The 24770-nt window shown below is 30.0% G+C and carries 23 protein-coding genes; 9 read left to right on the top strand and 14 right to left on the bottom strand.

Annotated elements, in window-relative coordinates; translation table 11 throughout:
• Positions 1-38: 38 nt before the first annotated feature.
• Positions 39-278, top strand: coding sequence for a hypothetical protein (locus D1815_RS05930; protein WP_027391344.1), 240 nt, complete (start codon positions 39-41; stop codon positions 276-278).
• Between the two features lie 65 nt (positions 279-343).
• Here the strand turns inward: D1815_RS05930 and D1815_RS05925 are convergent, their stop codons facing one another.
• From D1815_RS05925 to D1815_RS05890, 8 genes are all read right to left on the bottom strand, one after another.
• Entirely contained in the window at positions 344-622 is a 279-nt protein-coding gene (locus D1815_RS05925; RefSeq protein WP_118386303.1) for a DUF3817 domain-containing protein, read from the bottom strand.
• A 62-nt stretch (positions 623-684) separates the two neighbouring features.
• On the bottom strand, positions 685-1923 hold the full coding sequence (locus D1815_RS05920) for a mechanosensitive ion channel family protein (protein ID WP_118386302.1): 1239 nt from the start codon (positions 1921-1923) through the stop codon (positions 685-687).
• A gap of 67 nt (positions 1924-1990) precedes the next feature.
• Complete coding sequence (locus tag D1815_RS05915; RefSeq protein WP_027391347.1) at positions 1991-2608, bottom strand: YqaA family protein; 618 nt, start codon at positions 2606-2608, stop codon at positions 1991-1993.
• A gap of 236 nt (positions 2609-2844) precedes the next feature.
• Complete coding sequence (locus D1815_RS05910; protein ID WP_027391348.1) at positions 2845-3207, bottom strand: hypothetical protein; 363 nt, start codon at positions 3205-3207, stop codon at positions 2845-2847.
• A gap of 368 nt (positions 3208-3575) precedes the next feature.
• A complete protein-coding gene (locus D1815_RS05905) occupies positions 3576-4457 on the bottom strand; it encodes a GIN domain-containing protein (protein ID WP_118386301.1) in 882 nt (293 codons plus the stop codon).
• 12 nt (positions 4458-4469) lie between these two features.
• On the bottom strand, positions 4470-4994 hold the full coding sequence (locus D1815_RS05900; protein WP_118386300.1) for a DoxX family protein: 525 nt from the start codon (positions 4992-4994) through the stop codon (positions 4470-4472).
• A 135-nt stretch (positions 4995-5129) separates the two neighbouring features.
• Positions 5130-6833: an alpha-amylase family glycosyl hydrolase gene (locus tag D1815_RS05895; RefSeq protein ID WP_118386299.1), complete on the bottom strand. Its 1704-nt coding sequence runs from the start codon at positions 6831-6833 to the stop codon at positions 5130-5132.
• Between the two features lie 156 nt (positions 6834-6989).
• Positions 6990-8177 (bottom strand): AraC family transcriptional regulator, encoded by a 1188-nt coding sequence (locus D1815_RS05890; RefSeq protein ID WP_240337546.1) that lies wholly within the window; start codon positions 8175-8177, stop codon positions 6990-6992.
• An 86-nt stretch (positions 8178-8263) separates the two neighbouring features.
• On the opposite strand from D1815_RS05890, the gene menA reads away from it, so the two are divergent.
• The 8 genes from menA to D1815_RS05850 all read left to right on the top strand — a co-directional run bounded on the left by menA (position 8264) and on the right by D1815_RS05850 (position 19139).
• Complete coding sequence (gene menA / locus D1815_RS05885; RefSeq protein ID WP_027391352.1) at positions 8264-9160, top strand: 1,4-dihydroxy-2-naphthoate octaprenyltransferase; 897 nt, start codon at positions 8264-8266, stop codon at positions 9158-9160.
• A gap of 30 nt (positions 9161-9190) precedes the next feature.
• On the top strand, positions 9191-9871 hold the full coding sequence (locus D1815_RS05880; protein ID WP_027391353.1) for a metal-dependent hydrolase: 681 nt from the start codon (positions 9191-9193) through the stop codon (positions 9869-9871).
• The gene (locus D1815_RS05875; RefSeq protein WP_118386298.1) at positions 9871-10911 is read left to right on the top strand and encodes an o-succinylbenzoate synthase; all 1041 of its coding nucleotides are present in this window, start codon (positions 9871-9873) and stop codon (positions 10909-10911) included. Before D1815_RS05880 ends, D1815_RS05875 begins: the two co-directional genes overlap by 1 nt.
• A gap of 11 nt (positions 10912-10922) precedes the next feature.
• Positions 10923-11828 carry a CPBP family intramembrane glutamic endopeptidase gene (locus tag D1815_RS05870; RefSeq protein WP_118386297.1) on the top strand — a complete coding sequence of 302 codons (906 nt, stop codon included), beginning with the start codon at positions 10923-10925 and terminating at the stop codon, positions 11826-11828.
• Positions 11829-11894: 66 nt separating this feature from the next.
• Positions 11895-13010: an AMP-binding protein gene (locus D1815_RS05865; RefSeq protein WP_118386296.1), complete on the top strand. Its 1116-nt coding sequence runs from the start codon at positions 11895-11897 to the stop codon at positions 13008-13010.
• 105 nt (positions 13011-13115) lie between these two features.
• The gene (locus D1815_RS05860) at positions 13116-15260 is read left to right on the top strand and encodes a VWA domain-containing protein (RefSeq protein ID WP_118386295.1); all 2145 of its coding nucleotides are present in this window, start codon (positions 13116-13118) and stop codon (positions 15258-15260) included.
• Between the two features lie 154 nt (positions 15261-15414).
• Complete coding sequence (locus D1815_RS05855) at positions 15415-17652, top strand: lipopolysaccharide assembly protein LapB (RefSeq protein ID WP_118386294.1); 2238 nt, start codon at positions 15415-15417, stop codon at positions 17650-17652.
• 164 nt (positions 17653-17816) lie between these two features.
• Positions 17817-19139, top strand: a complete 1323-nt coding sequence (locus D1815_RS05850) for a M24 family metallopeptidase (RefSeq protein WP_027391358.1) — start codon at positions 17817-17819, stop codon at positions 19137-19139.
• 52 nt (positions 19140-19191) lie between these two features.
• Here the strand turns inward: D1815_RS05850 and D1815_RS05845 are convergent, their stop codons facing one another.
• From D1815_RS05845 to D1815_RS05820, 6 genes are all read right to left on the bottom strand, one after another.
• A complete protein-coding gene (locus D1815_RS05845) occupies positions 19192-19989 on the bottom strand; it encodes a hypothetical protein (RefSeq protein ID WP_118386293.1) in 798 nt (265 codons plus the stop codon).
• Between the two features lie 193 nt (positions 19990-20182).
• Positions 20183-20365, bottom strand: coding sequence for a hypothetical protein (locus tag D1815_RS05840; protein WP_027391360.1), 183 nt, complete (start codon positions 20363-20365; stop codon positions 20183-20185).
• A gap of 130 nt (positions 20366-20495) precedes the next feature.
• Positions 20496-20696, bottom strand: coding sequence for a hypothetical protein (locus D1815_RS05835; protein WP_027391361.1), 201 nt, complete (start codon positions 20694-20696; stop codon positions 20496-20498).
• Positions 20697-20892: 196 nt separating this feature from the next.
• Positions 20893-21516 carry a hypothetical protein gene (locus D1815_RS05830; RefSeq protein ID WP_118386292.1) on the bottom strand — a complete coding sequence of 208 codons (624 nt, stop codon included), beginning with the start codon at positions 21514-21516 and terminating at the stop codon, positions 20893-20895.
• A gap of 216 nt (positions 21517-21732) precedes the next feature.
• Complete coding sequence (locus tag D1815_RS05825) at positions 21733-22887, bottom strand: hypothetical protein (RefSeq protein WP_118386291.1); 1155 nt, start codon at positions 22885-22887, stop codon at positions 21733-21735.
• A gap of 113 nt (positions 22888-23000) precedes the next feature.
• Positions 23001-24743 carry a helix-turn-helix domain-containing protein gene (locus D1815_RS05820; RefSeq protein WP_118386290.1) on the bottom strand — a complete coding sequence of 581 codons (1743 nt, stop codon included), beginning with the start codon at positions 24741-24743 and terminating at the stop codon, positions 23001-23003.
• Positions 24744-24770 lie beyond the last annotated feature (27 nt).

The following is a 24770-nucleotide window of genomic DNA, read 5'->3' as shown; positions in this document are numbered from 1 at the left end:
GTGCTATTAATATTTTTAAAACCTAAAATTTTATTATTATGTTACACAAATTTTTGAAATTAGATTTTGCTGAAAAGATTTCTAAGAACGAACAAAAAGCTATTAATGGAGGAATGCGTACATTAACCAGTATATGTTTTGGTACAGGAACTGGAGGAGGCTCTAGTGTAGGGTTTTCTCAAGCCTGTGTAGGTAGAACAGAAGATACTGATTGTATTATTAACGGATATCAGGCTTCTTGTGCAGGCAATGGAAGTGGAGATTTTTGGTATTTGTAATCAATATCAAATGTAAGTGTAAGAGTTTTTCAGTGATGAAAAGCTCTTTTTTTATTAAAAGCGTTTTACTTCTTCGATAAATATTTTCCATCCATCCAGAAAGTACCAAAAGGAATTATAGAGCATAAGAGTACAATTGCCAAAGTTTTAATATTCCATTTTCTTTCTGCTTTAATTAAAAAAGCAAAAACGATATAAATCAAAAACAGAAAACCATGAGCCATACCGATTACCTTATTTGGTTCTGGAGACGCAAATAAATATTTTAAAGGCATTGTAACGAATAAGATAAGTAGATATGAAATCCCTTCTAAGTAACTGATTATTCTGAAAGCACCAACCATATGTATTATTTAAAATTGAATGCAAATTTAACGCTCAAAAGACATTTAATCTTACTTATTATCTATTTTTTATGATTAAAATCTAATTCGAAGATTTCTAAATCAAAATAGGAGATAGTAGATAATAAATGATCAAAAATATCGGCTACTATTTTTTCATAGTTTTTCCAGATTTTATCATTACTAAATGCATATATTTCTAAAGGAATACCCTGTGAAGTAGGAGCTAGTTGTCTACTCATTATAGTCATATTGTTATTTACATAAGGGTGATTTTCTAGATATGATTCTACATAGCGTCTAAAAACTCCCATATTAGATAGATTTCTACCATTTACAAGAACTTCTTTATTGATATTATTTTCTGCGTTATAAAATTCTATCTTGTTTTGTGAATCTTCTAAGTAATCTGTAATAAGTTCTATTTTTTTTAAACGATCTATGTCATTTTTAGATAGAAACTTAATACTCGAAGCTTTTATAAGAAGTGCTCTTTTAATTCTTCTTCCTCCAGAATCCATCATTCCTCTCCAATTTCTAAATGATTCAGAAGTTAGGTGGTATGTTGGTATTGTAGTGATCGTTTTATCAAAATTTTGCACCTTAACAGAAGATAAATTAATTTCTACTACATCTCCATCGGCACCGTATTTATCCATAGTAATCCAGTCTCCAATTCTTACGGTATCATTAACTGCGACCTGTATACTAGCTACAAAACCTAAAATTGTGTCTTTAAAAATTAATAGAATTACTGCTGACATCGCACCAAGAGCAGTAAGAAAAGTCCAGATAGATTTTCCTGTGACTGACGAAAAGATAAAAATTCCACCGATAGCCCAAACTATGATCATAAATACTTGAACATAACTATCTATGGGTTTATCCTTAAAGGATTCTAAAGATTTTAAAAAATCTCTAAAGGTTCTAAGTACACTTCTTACAATCCATATAGTTAGAGCAATGACCAAAATATCAAAAAGAATCTCTAAGTAACCTTCTGTAGTAGGAAAAGCGATAAATAATTGTGGAAATATCCAAATACTTATGGATAACGGTACTATATGAGATAAATAATCAAAAGTCTTATTCTTTACTAAATAATCATCAAAAGTGTTTCGTGATTTAGAAGCATAACTTTTAAAAAGATTAAGTATTACTTTTCTTATAATTCGATCGATAAGAAAAAGTACGATGAGTAAAATAAATGTTCCTATAAGAACATTTAAATATTCTGCTATGTTTTCTGAAATACCATATGAAACTAATAGTTTATAAAAGTATCGGATTAATTCTTCCATAAAAGAGAATTACAAAATGGTTTTTGATGATTGTTTTAATCGATAATAATATTTACTCGATAAAGTGTTATACCAGATTAAAAATTGCAGCTGCATATAAATAAAATCTAACAAACCTTAACAACCCAAATAGTAAATAGCTAGTAAAGGAATATCTAATCATTCCTGCAGCAATACTTGTTATAGAAAAGGGTATTGGTAATAATGCACCTACTACAATTAAAAAACCTCCCCATTTTCGAGTATTTTTTATGTGTTTTGCCATTTTTACTTCTAGATATTCGTGAACCGAAGGGATCTTAGTTATTGATTTTCCTATAAAATATGAAATAACACCTCCTAGATATGACAATAGAGCTAATATGGATAAATACAATATGGGACTACTCGCTTTATCACTCCAAGCGATAAAAATTTCTGGAGGTATAAGACCTAAAAGAGATTCTGAAGCGAAAAACACACTAAAAACTATATAGTCAGAGTAGTTTTTCGTTACATATAATAAAAGATCGTTAATGTTTATAACAAAGTAATTAACGATTAATAATCCAGCAATAAACAATAGAATGGGAGGTAGTGCCTTTTTAAGACTGGTACCTAAAAACTTATAAAAACCAGTATAACTGTAATACTGATGCAATAACTGCAATCTTGTTTTCTTAACAGATCGGGGATTCATTTTCATAACAATTTTTCCTCAAGGGGACAAAAATAATATTTAATTGATTTTTTGACGTTTATAAAATCATAAAATTTGTCGATAAAATGTTATTATCATTACAACTTTTTATTTTTTGTCTAAATGATTGGTTGTTAACGAAAAAAGTATTTAGTTTAGTATATGTTTTTGAATAAAAAAAGACCTTGAAAAATCAAGGTCTTTTTTTATTTATATATAAAATACTTTAATGGATATCTATTTTAGGCATTTAAGGCATCTCTATAATCAGCCAAATCCATTACATTCATTTTGTTTTTCAGATCTTTCAATAATGAAATAAGATACATAAGACTTTCTACTGGATTTACGTCTTTATCTGTTTCTACTGGAGTTTCATTTTCTTCAATAGGCTCATCATCAGGAATTGGGATTAAGAAGCTATCATTTTCTTCTATATGTTCGTAGGTAAGTCTTAAAACCTTAACCACTAAAGGTACTTGTTGTTCTAAAGCAAAAGTTCTTAGGGTTTTAAGATCTTCAATTAGTGTGTCTGTGTTGATACCAGATTGTCCTAGATCAGTCAGAATTTTGTCTATTAATTTGAGTGCCTTTTTATTTTCCAAGGATGATAAAATTAGTATGGTTTAAAAAAATGATTCTGGCAAATTTAACCCTTTATATAAATCTTTAAAATCTTTTAAAACAAATAAATTTATTTTTTAGTGTTAAAAAATAAATCTCTAATTATTATAACAAAAAAAAGAGAGGAATATTCCCCTTAATGTATTGATAGGTAACTGTTTATTCTGTTAAAAACCCTTGTATGCTTGTATTCCGGCTAAAGTTTGAGGTTTAACCGTAACCAAAATTCCTTAATCCTCTTTATCTTTGAAAAGTATTCCAATTACAATTTTTCCCTTACTTTTTTTGTTTTCCCCAACACTTACCTCCTTGAATACAGGAGGTAAGTTCTTCTTGGGGTATTTCGTAATTAAAACAGTGTTACAATTTTATCTTTATCTTCTTTTTTTATCGTTATTAATAATTTTCTTTTTCCAAGCTTATTCACCTTATATACTTTAGTTCCAGTTGTCCAATTTTCTTTTCTTATTGCTTGCGGCATCATGGGAAATCCATAACTAAATTTAGATCCATCAAGTTTCGGTCCTATTACTAAAAAATGATTTCTGCTTAGAGAGTTGTTTTTGATTTTGAATTTAATGTATTCGGTAAGATTGTTTTTTGTTTTATTATTTCTATTTCTATTTTTTTTGGCGTCACCTTTGATTTTTTTTGGCGTATTTAAGATATCTAGTTTTGCATTTTTAGATAGTTTGGCATCAATTTCATTGAGTACCCGAACATTTGCTGATCCCCAACTCCATATATCTATTCTAGCATTTTCTGCAGTTAAATTTGACGCATCTATCGAAGCAACTTCTGCTGCAATACGTAATTCCTTTGTTTTTCCTTCTAAAACTATTTTACCTATAGGTGCGACAACCTGAATATAATCATTATCTAGGTTAATAATTTTTGTAGAATCGTGAGTTCCACTTTCTACTTTTTTTATGTTAGGTGCTCCAATGATAATCTTTACATTTTTAGAGGGTTGTATCCATTCTTTTTGATTTAAGTATAAGGTTCCACCTACTACTTCTTTATCAATGTATTCAAAAAGGTTTGTATCGGTGGTGATAATAAGGGTCTCTTTTTTAGAATTGTCTATGATTACTTGTGCATAAAAATTAATTTTTATGGATTCTATATTTTCTACATTAAAGGTTTTGGTTTCTATTTTTTTGTTTCCTTTTATTTGTCCAATCGTTGTTAAACTGAATAATAATAGTATAGTATTTATAAATGCTTTCATGGTTTTATTTTTTTAAATTGATTTTGGAATTACATTTTCGTTTGATATTAAATGTTTCGTTTTTGATAATAAATAATCAATTCCGAACCTTCCTGAACCTAGTATTAGATTATAGATGGATATCCATAAGAAACCCATCGCTGGTAACATACCCCAAATCCCATTATCCCATTTTTGAAAAAATATTGCGACTAACATTGTACACATTATAAAGAAAGAAGCAATTCTAGTTTTTAAACCCAATGCAAGAAATACTCCACCAATGGCCTCGCTTGCTGCTCCCATCCAAGCAAAGAAAACTGGAAACAAAGCAAAAACGCCTCCGTATTCTGCAATATCTTGGGGGAACCAATCTACTACTTCTAGAAAACCTAAATCTGGTGAACCTTTAGGACTCCAGGGTACTCCAAATTTACTCCCACCAAAATTTACTGCTAGAAAGTATCCACATAATATTCTCGGAAGAGCAAATAGTAAATCAAAAAACCAATACACCATTGTTATTGGAGTTATTATCATTTTAATTACATTTTTCATGATTGAATTTGTTTTAGATGTTTGATAATCCAAATGTCTAATTTCAATACGATTCTGGCGCCCCAAAACGAAATAGGACGGCTCAAATCATAATTTGAGCCGTCCTATTTAACGTGAGTCGATATGTAATTTCGATTATTTTTTCGCCTCTAGTAATACAATTTCATAATCAGATTTTATGGTAACATTTCCATCTTTTACAGTAGCTTCTATTCCTGAATACGTATCCGTTAAAGCTGTACCATCTTTAAAAATTGAATTAACTTTTATTGTTTTTGTTCCTTTTCGTTGATTTAATCCTATTACAACTCCATCAACGTTGCCATCTTTAGTATATTTTCTCGAAAAAACATAAGGCGTTTCTTGTATCATTTTATGTTTTCCTGCACCAATAGACGGATGATCTTTTCTGAACTTACCAAGTTTTTGCCAGTGTAGTAATAATGATTTTGTTTCTTCTTTTTCCAAATCTTCCCAATTCATATTTGATCTTAAAGTAGCATCACCTTCGGTTCCTTCTATGATTAAAGATCTACCAGTTTCATCACCGTAGTAAACTTGAGAGATTCCTGGAGTTAATAATAACTTAGTAGCAGACTCAAAAGTTTTCTTTCTTTCTTTATCAAATGGGTCTCCGTCATCGTGAGAACTGATATAGTTCATAACACTTTTTCCTATAAGACCTGTTTGTAGTGCAGTACTATATTTACTATACAGTTTCTCATAATTTAGTCGTTTAGCATCGTATTTAAATTGAAAATTGATAAGATTATCAAACCCATTTGCAAAATAATCTACTTTACGATCTCCGAAATCATAAAATCGTTTTCCATCGATACCATACCCATATAATTCTCCTAAAACATAAAATTCATTATTGTCAAGTACTTTACCAGGATGATTTTTCTTCCATTCTGCAAATGCTATTTTGGCTTGTTCTGCTAGTATTCCCCAAACACCTTCTTCTACATGTTTAACTGTATCTACGCGATATCCGTCAATTCCAAGTTCCCTAACATAATCAGTTAACCATTTAATGATATAGTTTTTGGGAGATTTTTTTAAACCAGTTTTAGCAAAAAAGATTTCTAATTCATCCATTTCTGCTTCTAATCTTCCTTCTTCTTTCCATTTGTTAATTAACGCTTCGGGTAGTTTTACCTCATCATTATTTTCGGTTTTTACATCGGGAAGATTTTTTACCAATGTACATTTTACTGCTGTTTCATAATCTTTATAAGAACATTGCGGTCCTGTACGAACCCAATCATCTGACCATTTAGGGTCTTTATCTGTTACAGGACCTGTATGGTTTATAACCACATCCATCAAGATTCTAATTCCTTTTTGATGTGCTACATCTACTAATTTCTTAAGATCATCATAAGTCCCAAAATTTGGATCTATAGAGGTCCAATCTTTTGCCCAGTATCCATGAAAAGCATAAGTGTTACCTGTTCCTTCATCTACACTGTCATGAATTTGCTCTACTAAAGGGTTTACCCAAAGAGCATTAATTCCAAGTTTTTCGAAGTAGCCGTCTTCAATTTTCTGAATTATTCCTTTTATATCACCACCTTCAAAACCACGAAGAACACCTGTTTCTTTTGATCGATCTAAAACCTTGTCATTAGAAACATCTCCATTTTTAAACCTGTCCGCTAATAAAAAATATACATTAGCGCCTTCCCAAACAAAGGGTATATTATCCGCTGTAACTGTTGTTGCTGTTTTCGATTCTAAATTTGCTTTTTCTTCTGAATTTGGTTTAGTTTCATTTTTGCAAGAGATAAGAATGCTAAATAAAAGTAAAATGCTAGTTGTTAATAAATGTTTCATGCGTTTGTTTTTGTGCTTCAAAACAATAATTTTCTCAATAAAGAGTATTAATTAAGTATCGAAACGGTAATAAATACTGGTTGAAGTTGCTAATCTATAAAATTGTGTATAAAAAATGCAGTTTGATTAATTGTGAAATTCATAAAAATGATATACTTATGTTTTATTTTGGGAAGCAGAATATTGTGAAGGAGATGTATTCGTTAATTTCTTGAATACTCTATTAAAGGTAGCTTTACTGTTAAATCCGCATTCGTAAGCGATTCCTAATAAGGATAATTGTTGTTGTTTACCTTCTTTAAGCATTGCTTGTACTTCTTTTACTCGATAAGAATTTACAAAATCATTAAAATTCTTATCAAAACCAGAATTAACAGTCTCAGAAACAACAGACGCTGGTATTTTTAGCATTTGTGATAACTGAGTGAGGTTAAGATCTGGATTAAGAAAGGGTTTTTCCTCTTCCATAAATTCCATTATTTTTTTCTTATTTCTAATAACATCACTACTTAATTCAGATGGTGGAGTAGAAGTTGTTTCTTTTACCGATACAGAAAAATTTAAATTATTCAACTTACTAGTATCTGTAAAATATCCTTTTATACCAATATATATAATTGCTACAGCTGTAAAAAAATGATACCACCAACGTTGCGTCCAATGAAGTTCAGTAATAACGGATCCGATAACTCTCTGAAATAAACTATATAAAAAAAGAAAGGAGTAAATAAAAAGAAAGTTCCTAATCCAGTTCAATTCTAGACTATACGTGTTAGAAAAAAAATGTTGAATTTTTTTTCGGTATACATAATATAACTGAATAGTAAATGCTAGATACAGAAGCATCTGAAGGTTTTCTACAACCCCAATAAGGGGTCCAACATATTTTTCGTCCAAAAAAACTTTGAGATAACCATTCTGTGTATCCTCAAAACCTGGTTGCGCAGCATCATAAATGAAAATAGATATTTTGTATACTATATATAAACAAACAGGAATGAAATGTAAGAAGTCTTTTTTTCTAAATTTGAAATTAGAAGTAGTAATTGATTTTATGTAAAAGTATAGTAAAGGACCAATTGCCAATGATAATGCTATGAGCCAATAATTAATCTTGGTATTTCGAAATGTGTCATACCAGTCCATAAAACCAATAGTATAAGAAGTTCTATGATAGCCAGTAATAAAAATTAATAAAGAAAGTATTAAAGCGGATATATGTTTTTTTTTGAAATATCTTACCAATAAAAGAAAAGCAAAAATAAATGCTTGCAGAACCAATAGTAGCAAAGGTGTACTATATAGATTAAATGAAGGGAATTCTAACGGCAACGGAATTGACATAATGCTAATTTAAATAATTCACAGAATTATTTTTTATTTTTTATTTAATTAAAATACTGTTCCTTTGACTATCAATTAAGATTATAATGACGAAATTTAAAGCTTGGATCTCTGCCGCAAGGCTTCGTACATTACCATTGTCAGTATCAGGAATTATTGTTGGATCAGCATTAGCTGGTGGTTTTGGGGTTTCTATTATTTTTTGGTTAGCGATTGCGACTACCTTAGGATTACAAGTCCTTTCTAATTTTGCAAATGATTATGGTGATGGTGTAAAAGGTACTGATAATGAGGATAGAGTAGGACCTCAGCGAGCGCTACAAAGTGGAGCTATATCAGATAAAGAGATGTTTGTAGGCATTGTTCTCACTTCGATTATAACCTTATTTCTAGCTATATTTCTTATTTACGTGTCCTTTGGAAAGGAATATTTCTTTTATTCGATATTCTTTTTTCTTTTAGGCATTGCAGCTATAGCGGCAGCAATAAAATATACCATGGGTAATTCTGCATATGGATATCGCGGATTGGGGGATGTTTTTGTATTTATTTTTTTTGGATTAGTTAGTGTTGTAGGGTGTTATTTCTTATTTACTAAAGACTTAAATGGATTAATTTTTCTTCCAGCTACCGCAATCGGATTATTAAGTTCAGCAGTGCTAAATCTCAATAATATGAGAGATCATGATAGTGATAAAAAATCTAAAAAGAATACTCTAGTGGTTAAATTAGGTATTGCCAAAGCTAAAATGTATCATTACTTTTTAATTCTGGGAGCGATTTTCAGTATGTTAGTTTATCTTATTTATACCTATAAGAATTATTTTAACTTACTGTTTCTAATAGTTTTGATACCCTTATTAATTCATTTGAATAAAGTTATAAAAACAAAGGATACCAAAAACTTAGATCCAGAATTAAAAAAAGTGGCACTATCCACATTTTTTCTGGCTATATTATTTAGTTTAGGGCAGATTTTATAACTTTCCATTACCATTTTAAAACCTTACACAATGAAAATTACTTTTTTTGGGCAGAATACGTTATTGCTGGAAATCAATGAAGTTAAAGTTTTAGTTGACCCCTTTATTTCTGGTAATCCTATGGCTAAAGACAAAATAAAAATTACAGATTTTAAAGTTGATTATATATTACTAACACATGCACATCAAGATCATACATTAGATGCAGAAGCCATTGCAAAGCATAGTAATGCGATTATAGTATCTAATTATGAAATTGCAATGTATTATCAGGATAAAGGTATAGAAGTACATCCGATGAATCACGGAGGTAACTGGGAATTTAGTTTTGGAAAAGTAAAATATGTAAATGCAATACATACGAGTAGTTTTCCTGATGGAACTTATGGTGGTCAACCTGGAGGTTTTGTAATACAAGCAGAGTCTGCGAATGTTTACATCGCTGGAGATACTGCTTTAACCATGGATATGAAGTTAATTCCGCTAACAACAAAATTAGATTTAGCTATTTTACCTATAGGTGATAATTTTACTATGGGAATTGATGATGCTATTATTGCTAGTGATTTTGTAGAATGTGATAAGGTTCTTGGAGTTCATTATGATACTTTTGGATATATAGAAATTGATCATGAGGATGCTAAAAGAAAGTTTAGAGCCAAAGACAAGGATCTTATTTTATTAGATGTAGGGCAGCGTATAGAATTATAATGAAAGCAATCTATCATAAGCATATTTTAGAATTTAAAAGACCAAGTGGAACTTCCAGAGGAGTTCTTAAGACTAAAGAAACTTGGTATATCGTAATTACTTCTAATGGTAAACAAGGTATTGGTGAGTGTGGTATTCTAAGAACGTTAAGTATTGATGATCGACCTGATTATGAAGAAAAACTTAAATGGACTTGTAATAATATTCATTTAGGTGTTGAGCAACTTTGGGAAGAACTCAAAGAATTTCCTAGTATTCAATTTGGTGTAGAAATGGCTTTTAAATCTTTACATAGTGAGTCACCATTTTTGTTATTTCCATCAGAATTTACGAAAGGAATAGATTCGATCCCAATTAATGGATTGATATGGATGGGAGAGAAGGAGTTTATGAAAAATCAGATAATAGATAAGCTAAATCAAGGTTTTGATTGTATTAAAATGAAGATAGGTGCTATTGATTTTGAAGCAGAATTGGAGTTGTTATCATATATAAGATCACAGTTTTCTGAAGAAATTATTGAGTTAAGAGTTGATGCTAATGGAGCGTTTAGCCCAAATGAAGCTTTAGATAAGTTAATAAAGTTGCATAGTTTTGGATTGCACAGTATAGAGCAACCGATAAGGCAAGGGCAATCCGATTATATGATGGATTTGTGCCAAAGAACACCTTTGCCCATAGCTCTAGATGAAGAATTAATTGGTGTTTTTAGTGTAACGGAAAAGAGAAAATTACTACTAACAATAAGACCTCAATACATTATTTTAAAACCAAGTTTAATAGGAGGTTTTAGAGGAACCCAGGAGTGGATCGATATTGCCGAAGAATTAGGAATAGGATGGTGGATTACGAGTGCTTTAGAAAGTAATATAGGATTAAGTGCTATAGCACAATATACCTATACATTACAAAGTAAGATGCCGCAGGGATTAGGAACAGGAAGTTTGTATACCAATAATATAGAAGCTCCCTTGTTAGTAGATACAGGTAGTTTAAAATATCAACAAAATAAGAAATGGGTAGTTTCTTATTTAAATTAAATAATTTGTAGATGTATATAGAGCAAGGAAGAAAAGGGAAATTAGGAATGTGGAAATATTTGCCTGTTCCAATCGGTTTTCTCGGTTTAATTCTTTTTAATTTGATGTTTACTCAGGGAGTTGATATTGATGTACTTATGGCTGAGCAGATAGAAACTTTAGGAAAACCACTATTTTTTCTTATTTCTGTAGGACCTTTTGTTATTTTTTTAGCGGGATTACTTTTTTGGGTAAAGGTAGTGCATCAACAAAGTATAACGTCTTTAACTACATCTAGAAAAAGAATAGATTGGAAACGAGTTCTTTTTATGTTTACACTCATAACACTCTATATTTTAATTACTACTGGAGTTTTATATTATTTATATCCAGAAGATTTTCAGCTTAATTTTGAATTTGATGCTTTTATTACTTTGGCTATAATGGCAATTATTATTGTTCCGATGCAAACTAGTTTCGAAGAATATTTGTTTAGAGGTCATATGATGCAGGGATTAGGTTTAGCTACAAAAACTAGATGGATTCCACTGATTGTTACCTCTGTAATATTTGGTGCTATGCATTTTGGTAATCCAGAAGTAGCTAAGATTGGTCCTCATATTATGGTTTACTATATAGGGACAGGTCTATTTTTAGGTATTATTACTTTAATGGATGAAGGTTTAGAGCTAGCATTAGGTTTTCATGCAGCGAATAATTTAATAACGGCACTTTTAGTAACATCTTCTTGGACAGCTTTTCAAACAGATTCTATTTTATTGTATACAGGAGAACCCGAGACAGGATTGGAAATATTGATTCCGGTTTTCGTAGTGTTTCCAATTTATATTTTAATTCTTTGGAAAAAATATAAATGGTCAGGATGGAGAGATAAACTATTTGGAAAAGTTAAACCAGAAATTCAAATGGAAAAATAACAAATTATTAATATATATTTTACGTAATCATAACCAACGAATATGTAATAAAATTGAAATTTGGGTATGCAAACAGAAGATACATTTTCTACACCTAAAATACATGACAATTTTAGTATTAATAAGCGATCTTTAGATAATTCTGGTCTGCAACGTATCGCCTATAGTTTTAAAAAAGACGGAGAGTTTTATGAACAAGAAGTGGGTAACTTTCTTCTGGATTGGTTAAATGATAAAGATTATATTGTAGTCAAAACTTCAGGTTCTACCGGAAAACCAAAGAAAATTAAAATTTACAAGCAGCATATGATAAATAGCGCCTTAGCTACGGGTGCTTTTTTTAAGGTAAAAGAAGATACAACTGCCTTGTTATGTTTACCGGCTACCTATATTGCTGGAAAAATGATGTTGGTTCGCGCTATGGTTTTGGGATGGAAAATTGATTTGGTTCCACCTAAAACAAATCCCTTGGATACTGTATATAAACAATATGATTTTTGTGCTATGGTTCCATTGCAATTAGATAATTCTATTAATAGATTACATCTTATAAAAAAATTAATTGTTGGTGGAGGAACCGTACCGGAAAATCTTAAAGAATTAGTGCAAGGGGTCAAAACTAAAATTTTCGAAACTTATGGAATGACCGAAACCATCACTCATGTTGCTGCAAGAAGAATTAACCCCAAAAAGAAAGATAAAAAAGATGCTAAATACTTTAAAGCATTACCAAATATAACACTTAATACAGACGAAAGAAATTGTTTGATAATCAAAGCACCCCAGTTAAATGATAAAACAATCATCACAAATGATGTTGTAGAGCTTAAAACATACAAGAAGTTTAATTGGAAGGGACGTTATGATAATGTAATAAATAGTGGAGGAGTTAAATTATATCCAGAAGAGATAGAAACTAAACTTCAGTTATTAATTGGGCATCGATTTTTTATAGCAGCTGTTCCAGATGATGCTTTGGGTGATAAAGCAATTTTGATAGTGGAAAGGGATTATGATATTGTGGTAAAAGAAAATTTAGAAGATGCGATATCTAATTTAAAAGTTTTAAGTAAATATGAAGTCCCTAAAGAGATTCATTTCTTAGCTCAATTTATAGAAACGGATAATGGTAAAGTACAACGAACTAAGACGTTGGAACTTGTTCATAATAATCTATCCTAAATATATTACCAATTTCCCTAAGCTAAATCACCTTTTTACTCAATGTAGATTTTAATTAAGAATCTGTAGGAGTAGTTTTATTTCATAATTAAAACAATAATTATTATGAAACAACTACACTATTTTATGCTTTTGTTATTTACTGTTGGAATAACAATGGGCCAAGAACTAACAATTACAGGAACTGTTACGGATACCAGCAATAATGATCCAATTCCTGGAGTAAATATAACTATTAAAGGAACGAATAAAGGAGCTCAAACTGATTTTGACGGGAGGTATTCAATTCAAACAAATATTGGAAATATTTTAACTTTTTCTTTTATCGGCTATGAAACTGAAGAAGTAAAAATAAAACAAGATAGTTCTATTGTCAATGTAGCTATGAGTATATCTCCCGCACAACTAGAAGAAGTTGTAGTAACTGCACAAGGAATACAAAGAAAACGAAGTGTTTTAGGGTATGCAGTCTCTGCTGTTAGTAGTGAATCTATTAGTATGTCTAGAGCAGATAGAAGGAAAGCTAGAAGAGCAAGAAAACAATCAAAAGCTAATAAGTTAAATGGGAGAGTTTCTGGATTATCAATAACTAATAATGCGGGAAATACGAACTCTAATAATTCTATAAGAATAAGAGGAGCTAACAGTATTTCTAATACAAATCAACCTTTATACATTGTAGATGGTATACCTATAGATAAAAAAAATATAGGAAAGATTCAGAGTATAGATCCTAAAAACATTTCTAATGTAGAAGTTTTGAAAGATAAAACTGCAGCTTCATTATACGGTATAAGAGCAACTCATGGATGTGTTATAATTACTACGCACAAAGGGAATTATAAAATAGATAATAATGAATCATATGAAGAAATAGTAGAAAATAGTTTTGAAAAGGTAAATATGTCTCCGTTATCTACATTTTCTATAGATGTTGACAAAGCATCATACAGTAACGTTCGAAGAATGATTAATAGTGGTCAACAAATACCTGTAGATGCTGTTAAGATCGAAGAGATGATTAATTATTTTGAATATGACTATAAACAACCAACCAATGATCATCCATTCGCAATTCATACAGAATATGATAAAACTCCTTGGAATACCAAAACTCAATTGGTAAAAATAGGATTAAAAGGAAAAGAAATTCCGCAAGATGAAATTCCAGCCTCGAACTTGGTTTTTCTGCTTGATGTATCTGGTTCTATGAATCAAGCTAATAAATTACCATTACTAAAGAGAGCTTTTAAATTATTAGTAAATCAATTAAGAGAGAAAGATAAAGTGTCGATAGTGGTTTATGCTGGAGCCGCTGGAATGGTATTGAAACCGACATCTGGAGCTCATAAAAACGAAATCAATCGAGCATTAGATAATTTGAGTGCGGGAGGTTCTACAGCTGGAGGAGCAGGTATAGAACTTGCGTATAAAATTGCACAAGAAAATTTCATGAAGAATGGAAACAATCGCGTGATTCTTGCAACCGATGGAGATTTTAATGTAGGAATGAGTAGCGATGCGGATATGAAATCATTGATTGAAGAAAAGCGTAAATCTGGTGTATTCTTAACCTGTTTAGGTTTTGGGATGCACAATTATAAAGATAGTAAGTTAGAAACTCTGGCGGATAAAGGTAACGGGAACCATGCATATATTGATACTATGCAAGAAGCTCAAAGAGTATTAGGTAAAGAATTTGGAGGAACATTATATACCATTGCCAAAGATGTAAAGATACAAGTAGAGTTTAACCCTGGAAAAGTACAAGCATACCGCTTAATAGGTTACGAAAATAGATTATTAGCTGATGAAGATTTTGTGGATGACACAAAAGATGCAGGAGAATTAGGCAGTGGTCATACAGTTACTGCGCTATATGAAATCATACCAACAGGAGTTAAGAGTAACTATATTAAACATACACCAGATTTAAAGTATACAGATACTAAAATCACTAAAAATTATGGAGATGAATTGTTAACAGTAAAATTTAGATATAAAAAACCACAAGGAAACAAAAGTATTGAAATGGTTCACGTGTTAAAAACAAATAAAAAGCAAGTTTCTAAAGATTTCAATTTTGCAGCATCTGTTGCTTGGTTTGGTATGAAAATTAGAAAGTCAAGATATATAACGAATAAAAATATCAACGATATTATAACAATGGCAGAAGAAAACAGATCTTTAGATCGTCAAGGTTACAGAGCAGAGTTTATTAGATTAATGTATAGTTATCAGACGCTTTAAAATTAGTTATATTGTAATAGAAAAAGAGACATCTGCAAAGCATTGCAGGTGTCTCTTTTTTATGTATTAAATTTAATATATAAAACTATTAGGTAACATTTTATGGTCTAATGCAATTAACAGATATACTGTTTATTAATTTCAAATAAGATCGATGAAAAATAGTTCTATTACTCTGCTTTTTATTTTGCTGTTTTTTTTTGGTAATTTATTTGGTAACAATTCAGATAGGAAACAGATTTCCATATATTGGGATGCTTCATTCTCTCAAAATAGAGAAAATATAAATAGAGAAATAATTTTTCTAGAAGAGTTTTTTAGCGTTTACAACAATGTAAAGATAGATTTGATTGTATTTAATACCTGTATCCTTGTTAGTGAGGAATTCTTTGTATACAATTCTGATTGGAGTGAGTTAAGAAAACAACTTACAGGAATAAAATACAATGGAGCATCAGATTTTGGGATATTACCAGCTAATAAAGAACAGGATATCTTACTATTATTTACTAATGGTGTCCAAAATCTTGGAGAGTTTAAGACAACACTTTATGGTCCTAGAATAATTACCATTAGTAATCAACTGAATATAGACAAAAAGTTTCTTTATCAAACTGCTTTTTATAACAATGGTTATTATATAGATCTATTGAGTTCTGATGTAAAACAGGCTGTTCAATCTATATATGATAATAAGGTTCTTTCTAAGTTGCAATTTGTAAATTCAAATGAATCTAATAAGAACTATGTATCAGGAATTGTAGAAGATGAAGCTGGACTTTTGGGAAATGTAGATATAGAAATAAAAAATAAGAATATAAAGACAATAACGGATGTAAATGGAGTGTATAATATAAAAGCCAATCCGGCTGACACATTAGTGTATAGTTATACAAATAAAAAAACTGTTATACTAACCTCAGGAAACGCCAAAGTTATTAATGTTAAATTACAAGAAAAAAGTAACAAATTAGATACTGTTTTCATAATGTCAGAAAAAAAGGATACAGAAGTGGAAAAAGTTATAATTGGAGATAGAATAGTAGAAAAAAGATCTTTGGGATACGCTGTGCAAAATATATCTGATCAAAATATTAGTCCCGATGAAGTTAAATTAGGTGAAGCATTAGCAGGTAAATTCTCCGGAGTAGTTATGGGTAATAACAATGATTCAAGCCAAATGATCATTCGTGGTTTTAGTTCAATCCAAGGAAGTAATCATCCTCTCTTTATTATTGATGGGGTTCCTATTTCAAGAAATAGAGGTCTTTCTGCACAAAACAAATCTAGAATGGATTTTGTTGATCCTAGTAATATTGCAGATATTACTGTTTTGAAGGGGTTAGCAGCAACTAACAGGTATGGTTCTTTAGGTTCTAATGGCGTTGTCATTGTTACTACAAAAACGTCTCTAGTGAATTATGAGAAGTCCAATCGAAAAGAAGAGAAAAAGAAAAAAATCAAGTATAATCGTTATAATGGGTCATTAGAATTCCAATTTAAAAAGAAATCTATTTTTATTGAAGTTTTAGAGAATTATAATAATGTGGATATGGCATATGAACATTTTTTAAGTTTTATGGGGAGTAATACAAAAAATATAATGTATTTTATAGATTCAGCTAGTTATTTTTTTGATAATAAAGATTTTGAAAAAGGAATTCAGGTTCTTTCTAATCTTGTGGAATTATATCCTAATGATACTTCTGTATTAAGAGTGCTGGCCTTTAACTTAGAAAAGTATTCTCTACTAGAATATGCAGAGAAGATTTACAAAAGAATTCTACATATTTCACCAAATGACACACAAAATTATTTAGATTTAGCAAATAATTATTATAATAATAAAAAGTATCAAAAGTCTGTTGATTTATTCAATAAGATGTCTAATAATAAGATAAAGGATATTCACACGTTTAATGGACTAAATAGTCAAATTAAGAATGATTTTAAAAGCCTTGTTTCTAATAGAAATCAATCTTGGAATCTAAATAATGTAAATAAATCTAATTTTCTTTTACCAAAATATAAATTAAGGGTTGTTACAGAATGGTCCCATCCCCAGACGGAATTTGAAATACAATATATAAATCCAGAAAAACATTTTTTCACTTTAAGTCATACTAAAGAAAGGAATAAGAATGCGCTTAATGCAGAAATGAAAGAAGGGTTTTTATCAGATGAATATGTCCTGTCGGATCTAAAAAGTGGAAAATGGTTTCTGAATTTAATTGTCCCAGAAAAGCAGGTGCTTAATATTAAGTATCCAAGGTATCTAAAAATAGAAGTATATACCGAATTTGGATTTTCCAATCAAAAAAAGCAAACACACTTAATTAATTTGGATACAGTTGATGGCACTAAAATATTTGCTTCATTTAATATCAAGTGATTTTTTGAAATGTTTCGATTATTTATAAGATTATCATAGATAAGTATGGGGTTATAAATAACCTATGGGTTAATTATTGTAATAGGGATAAAGAGACATCTGCAAAGCATTGCAGGTGTCTCTTTTTTGTAATACTTTTATTCGATATTAATGAACCCACACAAATGAAAAGATTTTTTATACTCCTATTACTAATTTTTACTACGATTTCTCAAGCACAAATTCTTCCAGAAAGAGATAGAGCAGAGGTAATTGATCAAATATTAGCAGATCGTTTTAATAAACTATTACCACAGTTAATGGATCAAACTGATTTTGATATGTGGATATTGATTTCGCGTGAGTATAATGAGGATCCAGTATTAAAGACCATGTTACCAGCAAAATGGCTTAATGCAAGAAGAAGAACCATATTGGTTTTTTATAGGGATAAAGAAAAAAACACAATTGAACACCTTGCTGTAGCTAGATATAATGTTGGTAAGTATATTGATTCTGCTTGGGATAAGGAAAAACAACCGGATCAGTGGAAGGCCCTTACAGATATTATTGCAAAAAGGGATCCCAAAAAGATTGGAATTAATTATTCTGAACATTTTGGAATTGTAGATGGTATAGTTAAAACAGATTATGAAGAATTTATAAAAGAGTTACCAGATACTTACAAGTCTAGAGTAACATCTGCAGAGAAATTAGCTATAGCATGGATAGAAACTAGGACTGAACAAGAAATGGAAATCTATAAAGAGTTAGTACAAATCACACATGATATTATCGGTGAAGCATTTAGTACTAAGGTTGTGAAACCAGGTAGCACAACAACCGATGACGTGGTTTGGTGGTTAAGACAAAAAGTAACAGATATGGGACTTAAAACGTGGTTTCATCCAACTGTAGATATCCAACGGGATAATGAAAAGTTAGAAGATCACATAGTTTCGTTCTCCAATAGACCAAATGATAAAATTATCAAACAAGGGGATCTGATTCATTGTGATTTTGGAATTACATATTTAAGGTTAAATACAGATTGTCAGCAACATGCATATATCTTAAAAAATGGAGAAATGGCTCCACCTGAATTCTTGATTAAAGCATTTGCGGATGGTAATAGAGTTCAGGATATTTTTACTTCAAATTTTGAGACAGGGAAAACCGGAAATGAGATACTATTAAAATCTTTAGAAGAAGGTAGAGCAGAAGGATTAAAACCTGCCATTTATACACATCCTTTAGGATTGTATGGACATTCATCGGGTACAACTATTGGAATGTGGGATTCACAAGGCGGTGTTCCTTTTACTGGAGATTATCAGTTACACGAAAATACGGTATATGCTATAGAACTTAATACTACAGTAACATTATCGGAATGGAATAAAGATATTAGAATTATGTTAGAAGAAGCTGGCTTTTGGGGTAAAAATGGATTTAGGTATGTCAATAAAAGACAAGAAGAATTGATTACTATTCCGAAAAGGAAATAAAAAAAGGGAGTTCCATTATGAACTTCCTTTTCTTTTTATTTTGATTTATATTCTATAATTCAATCTCTTCAGTAGTTCCATCAGGATAGGTTACAAGTGCTTTGTCGTCGCAAGTTCCATCTCCATAATTAATAGAAGCGCTCAACGAATTTTTAGTCATTATTAGAGTACCTGTGGTAATATATCCACAACTAAAAGTACCTTCTAATGTAGGATCCGTTACTAGTGAATAGCTGTCAGGACCTAAGGTTACTATCCAACTACCACCAATAGAATAACTAGCATTTGCTGTCCCAAGACCACTGATTGTATACGTTTTTGTTCCTTGTTCAGAAGCAGTAGTTCCATCAGCCAATGTAACAGATAGGTCAGAGGTAACACTATATAAAAAGTTACCACCATTAGTATCTAAGGAATAGGTAGTACTTTTGCTGCCATTAACAGAGTTTCCTGCAAAGGTTAAATTATCAAAAGTAATCGTTGTAGTAACGGTATTGTTTTCTATTACTACCATTACATTAATTGCTCCACTAATTGTTTCTCCATCCTCTGTAGTACAGTCGGCAAATGTCAGCGTGTATCCAGTATCAGTAATACTGAAATCTGCACATCCAGGTCTACTGAATTTTGAAGATAACTGCGCATTGGATCTATTCGTTGAGATATTATCCAAAGTCATGTTATCAATAAAGTTGGATATTTTTTCAACTTCTAAACTCTTCGTTACATCTTCTTGGGTAATATCAATAGATGCGGTGCTACTGTTGTCATCATCACTACAACTTATGATAAATAAACTGGCAAGTATAGCGATACTTAATACTTTAATTTTTAAAAATGATTTGTTCATTATTTTTGCTTTTGTTTATAAATATTCAACTTAATAATATAGGTTTTAGTATATCCTAAACAATATTTTAAGTATGATATAAACCTTATGTTAGCAAAATCAGATCTTAATTAAGGTGTCAAAATTTAGTTTAGCGGATATTTAAAAGGCGATACCAAATGGTATCGCCTTAAGAATTTCTAAACAGAAAAAATTATGCTATTTGACACATACCCCAAAAACAAAAGAATTCTTCATGTTCAAATCCAGGAATAGAATTTAAAACATTACAATCAGCGCTGCTATAACAGCGCATTCCTGTATTTCCTCCGTTTACAGATTTTTGTTCTTGTTTGTTTAAAATTTGGGCGCCTTTTAGTTGCATTATTTTTTTCATCTTTTTATAATTTATTGATTTGTGTTTCAGTAAACGTTTTAAGACAGTTACTGTTTCTGTCCGTTACTTTTTATAAGCTTATAAATCTTTCCTGCTTAAGTATTATAAGTTCAAAAATGAATGTTATTATCTAAGAAAATGAACAGATAGCAAGCGTTATGGTATTTCCATTGATTATTTTTTCTACTCCACATTTTCCGGAACAACAATCACTATCATCGATGCATCTTCTAGCTACATTTTGACATTCATGAGTACCTCCTTTAATTGATATTTGATCTTCCTTTTTAATTGGAATGACTCCGTTTAGGTTTAAAATTTTATGAATCATGATGTAGTATTTAAAATTTGAATACGTTTAGAAAACATTTCCTTAATAAGAAACCTCTTAGTAATTGTAATTAGTCTAATTGCCCAAAATAACGTTCGAAAGAACAACTTACCCTTCATTTTATTTACCTATTCTTTCGATGGCTTTTTGGTTTTCGCTTCGATAAATCGATTATATAAATTGTATTAATTACAATTTATGGGCAATTTGGATTGCAAGGTGGATCTATTTGGTTTCCGTCTCCACTAGTATATGGTCTACGAACAGTTCTGCCATCAGCCCATTTTCCAGGATCTGGATTTACTACCCAAATACGTAATCCGTTACTGGCAAATTGACTTCGTTCATAAGCGGATGATAAACGCAGTGTAATGACTTGTTGTCCTTGAGCATTTGTTGTTAGTGTGCGGTTAGAACCTCTATAAGTTCCTATAATAGTAGAGCCTGTAGTAGTTCTAATATCTACATAAGAATTGTTATCAAAATTGGAACCCTTAATCCAAATACAATAATTATCATTACAACCAGCTCCTGCACTAATTATATTTGGAGTACCATTTCGTCTTACGATAGCACCATTATAACCTCCTGGGAATAAATTGGTAAAAGGGCAATTATTATTGTAGATGTATTCCTCTACAAAGTATCCGTTCGGGATACCATCTACAGAACATATAAAAAGATATTCTGGATTACTTTTATCACTAATTTCATTCTCTATAAGCTCCTGTTCTTCTATAAAAGAATTATCTTCTTTCTCACAACTTTGAATTCCTATTAATAGAAATAGCACTGTTATTATTCTTAAATAATTTTTCATGTTTTTAATCTGTTTTTTAAAATGATTTATGATTTGCCGGCCAGCTTATATTTGTAAAACTAGAGGTAAATCATTGATTATGAAAAAGAAGAAAAGTCAGTTTTATAAAATTGATGTTGTTTGTAAACAGTATAGCGATCAGGGTTTCTCTATTAATAAAAAAGCGACTTCTAATATTTAAGAAATCGCTTTTTAAATTTGGATGTTTTATTAAAACTATTCTTTTTTTATTATAGTCCCATAATATCTAATATCTCCAGTACTTTTATGTATAAATAAAGAATAATGGTAATTGCCGGAAGGTATTTTATTCTCATCCAAATAAGAAACTTCAAGATGATTTGCTTGCGCTGGAAATATATACCCCTTTTGATAAACTATATTACCTTTATTATCATAAATTTGAATGGAAACAGTACTAGTATAAGTTGAGTTTAAATAAAACCCAAAAGTAACTTTATCTCTAAATGGGTTTGGGTATACCTTTAGATTATTAGAGTTTAATTCGATAGATGGAATTTCATACGTGATTCTATTATTACTATCACCATCACTATATTCTAGAATATCTTTATCCTCATCTACAACTATGTTGATTTTACGTCCCACAATATCTTCATATGTGTAGGAATTGATAAATAATAGTGAATTTGTACTTTCATTGCCTTCAAGTGGCCTAATATTTGTTTTGCCTAGTAAAATTGACTTTTCATTTTCTGTATAATAATATCTAACTTCTGTAGATTCGTTGATATCATAATTTCTTGAATTTAATATTTGACTTTTTATATAGTATCCATCTATTATATATTGATTGAAAGGATTAATAACTTCTGCATGGGTAATTATGTAATCACCAAGCTCATCATATTTATAGATAGAAAATGGAATATTGACCTTATCAATTAAATCAATATAGTTCTCTGTTAGTTTTACATGAAATAGATAATCACCAGAATTCACATAATATTTATCAAGATATATCGATCGACTATCTAATAAAACCCTTTCTTTTCCAATTTGATTAGATATTGCTCTAGTATCAGGATCTGGTCTTGTAGGCGGAATAATTATTGGATTAAGAGTTGTATTTATAAAATTAGGAGATACAGAAAGATGTATTTCTTTTTGCCCAGGTGGTCTGTAAAAACTGGAAGGGTAAATGCCAAATATGTTAATAATTATTTCCCCACCATATCTATGAAGTTTTAGTTCTTCTAGATCATCTTGATTAATGTGTATTTTTCCTGAACTAATATCAATGTTTATATCTAAAATTATTTCTCTGAAATCAAAATGACTTTGCGCAAAAGAATATGTAGAACAAATGATCAAAGAAAATACAACAGGTAGTAGAGTTTTATAGTTCATTTTTATCTCTTTAATTGGTTCATTGTAAAAATAAAGGTTGGGTATGTAGAACTAACTATAATATACTTTTATAAACGTCAATTTTATAAAATTGATCGAATTTCATCTTCAATTTAAGACTTTGTTCCCTTCTTTTCGTTGGTGTTAGTAATCTCAGCATTTACTTTTTTGATATAATAAGAATGACTAAGTCCTGTTTGTTTTTTAAAGGCAGATGCAAATGTATTTACGCTTCCATATCCTAGTTCGCCAGCAATAGCTTTAATGGTATATGACCTAAATTTAGGATCATTATTTAATCGATTTCTAAAATATTTAATCCTTAGCTCATTTATATATTCATTGAATGATTGTTTCCTATATTCATTAATTATTTTAGACAAATAGGTCGTATTGGTATCAATTTTCTTTGCTGTGTTATATAAATTACAATCAATCGTTAAGTAAAACTCTGTTTTTTCTAAAGCAGATAATTTTTGTAATAAATTTTCTATTTTTTTATCAGTGATAAATTCGTTTTTAGTAACTACTGGAATATCTTTTTCTGGAATAGATTCTTGTATTCTTTCTTTTTGTAATTCTTCGTAGAGGAGTTTGTTTTTTCGTTTGGTTTTGATATTGTATATCAACGCTGCGATAGCCAAGGTAAGTGCAAAAAGAAAACTAATTATATAAATAGTATTTTGTGATATTAGATCTTGGTTTTGTTCTTCTAAATTTTTTATATCGTAGTCATATAATTTCTCTTGCGCACTATTTTCATTCTCATACAAAGATTCAATGATTTTATTGTATTCATTACTATACTTATATTGAAGATCTGTATCATTGAGTTTTTCTCCACATTTTTTTGCTAAATCAGAGGCTTCTCTTATTTTTTCAATTTCTAGATTCTCTTTAAGGTGTTCAAAATTTTCAAGCAGTAATTCTCTCGTTTTTTTATATTTTTCTTGTCCAAAAAAACAGGTTGCTATATGTAGATTCGCTGTAAAAAGATTGGGATCATTTTTTTTGTTTTCTTTTAATATATCAGATTTAGCAATAGTTAAATAAGAAAGTGCTTTATCATATTTTTTCTTTCCTATATATGCTTCCCCAATATTAAGGTTAAAGCCAATAATATATGCTTTTAGATTATGTTCTTCGGCATATTGTAATCCTTTGTAATCATAATTTAGCGCTTCATTATAATTACCCTTTTTATAATAACATACTCCAATACCCTGGATAGTAGACAAGTACCTGGCGTCATGATTAGTGTCAGGTTTGTATGCTGGTTTTTGAAGTAATTCTAGGCCTTTTTGTAAAGACGTTAAGGCTTTTTCATTTTGATCTAATCGTATTCGTATTTGACCAATGCTTACTAAATTGTCAATTTCATATTGAGTAAGGTTATATTTTTTTATTACCTCTTTCATCAATAAGTATTTCTTAAGCGCATTTTCGCGATCTCTTTTATCTTGATACGCGGCTCCAGAAATAAATAATCCACGAACTATATAATCTCCATTATCTAATTTTTCACCAAGTTTTGTGGTATTAGCACTATATTCTATTGCTGAATCATATTTTTTATTTAGATATTTCGCATATGCTAAATAATAATTGCCCCAAAACTGAATTGTATCATTTTTTTCTTTGAGTCCTCTATCTAAGTAAATTTTATACCCTAATTCTGCTAGATCTAAATCTTTATTTAAAAGTTGAAATAGATATGACTCTATGGTATCCCTATTTTTTTCATTTAGAATAAATTCGGAATCATTGTTGGATATACTCTTTTCCTGAAAAGCAAATCCATCATAGAATATTAATAAGAGTATGGTGAATACTATAGGCGTGGTAAGAACTCTCATAGACTAAAAGATAATATACCTAAAAAG

This window comes from Aquimarina sp. AD1 (genome assembly GCF_003443695.1).
In the GTDB taxonomy this organism is placed as follows: Bacteria; Bacteroidota; Bacteroidia; order Flavobacteriales; family Flavobacteriaceae; genus Aquimarina; species Aquimarina latercula.
Note: the sequence above shows the minus strand (reverse complement) of the source record. Positions and strands in the feature narration are given on the sequence as shown.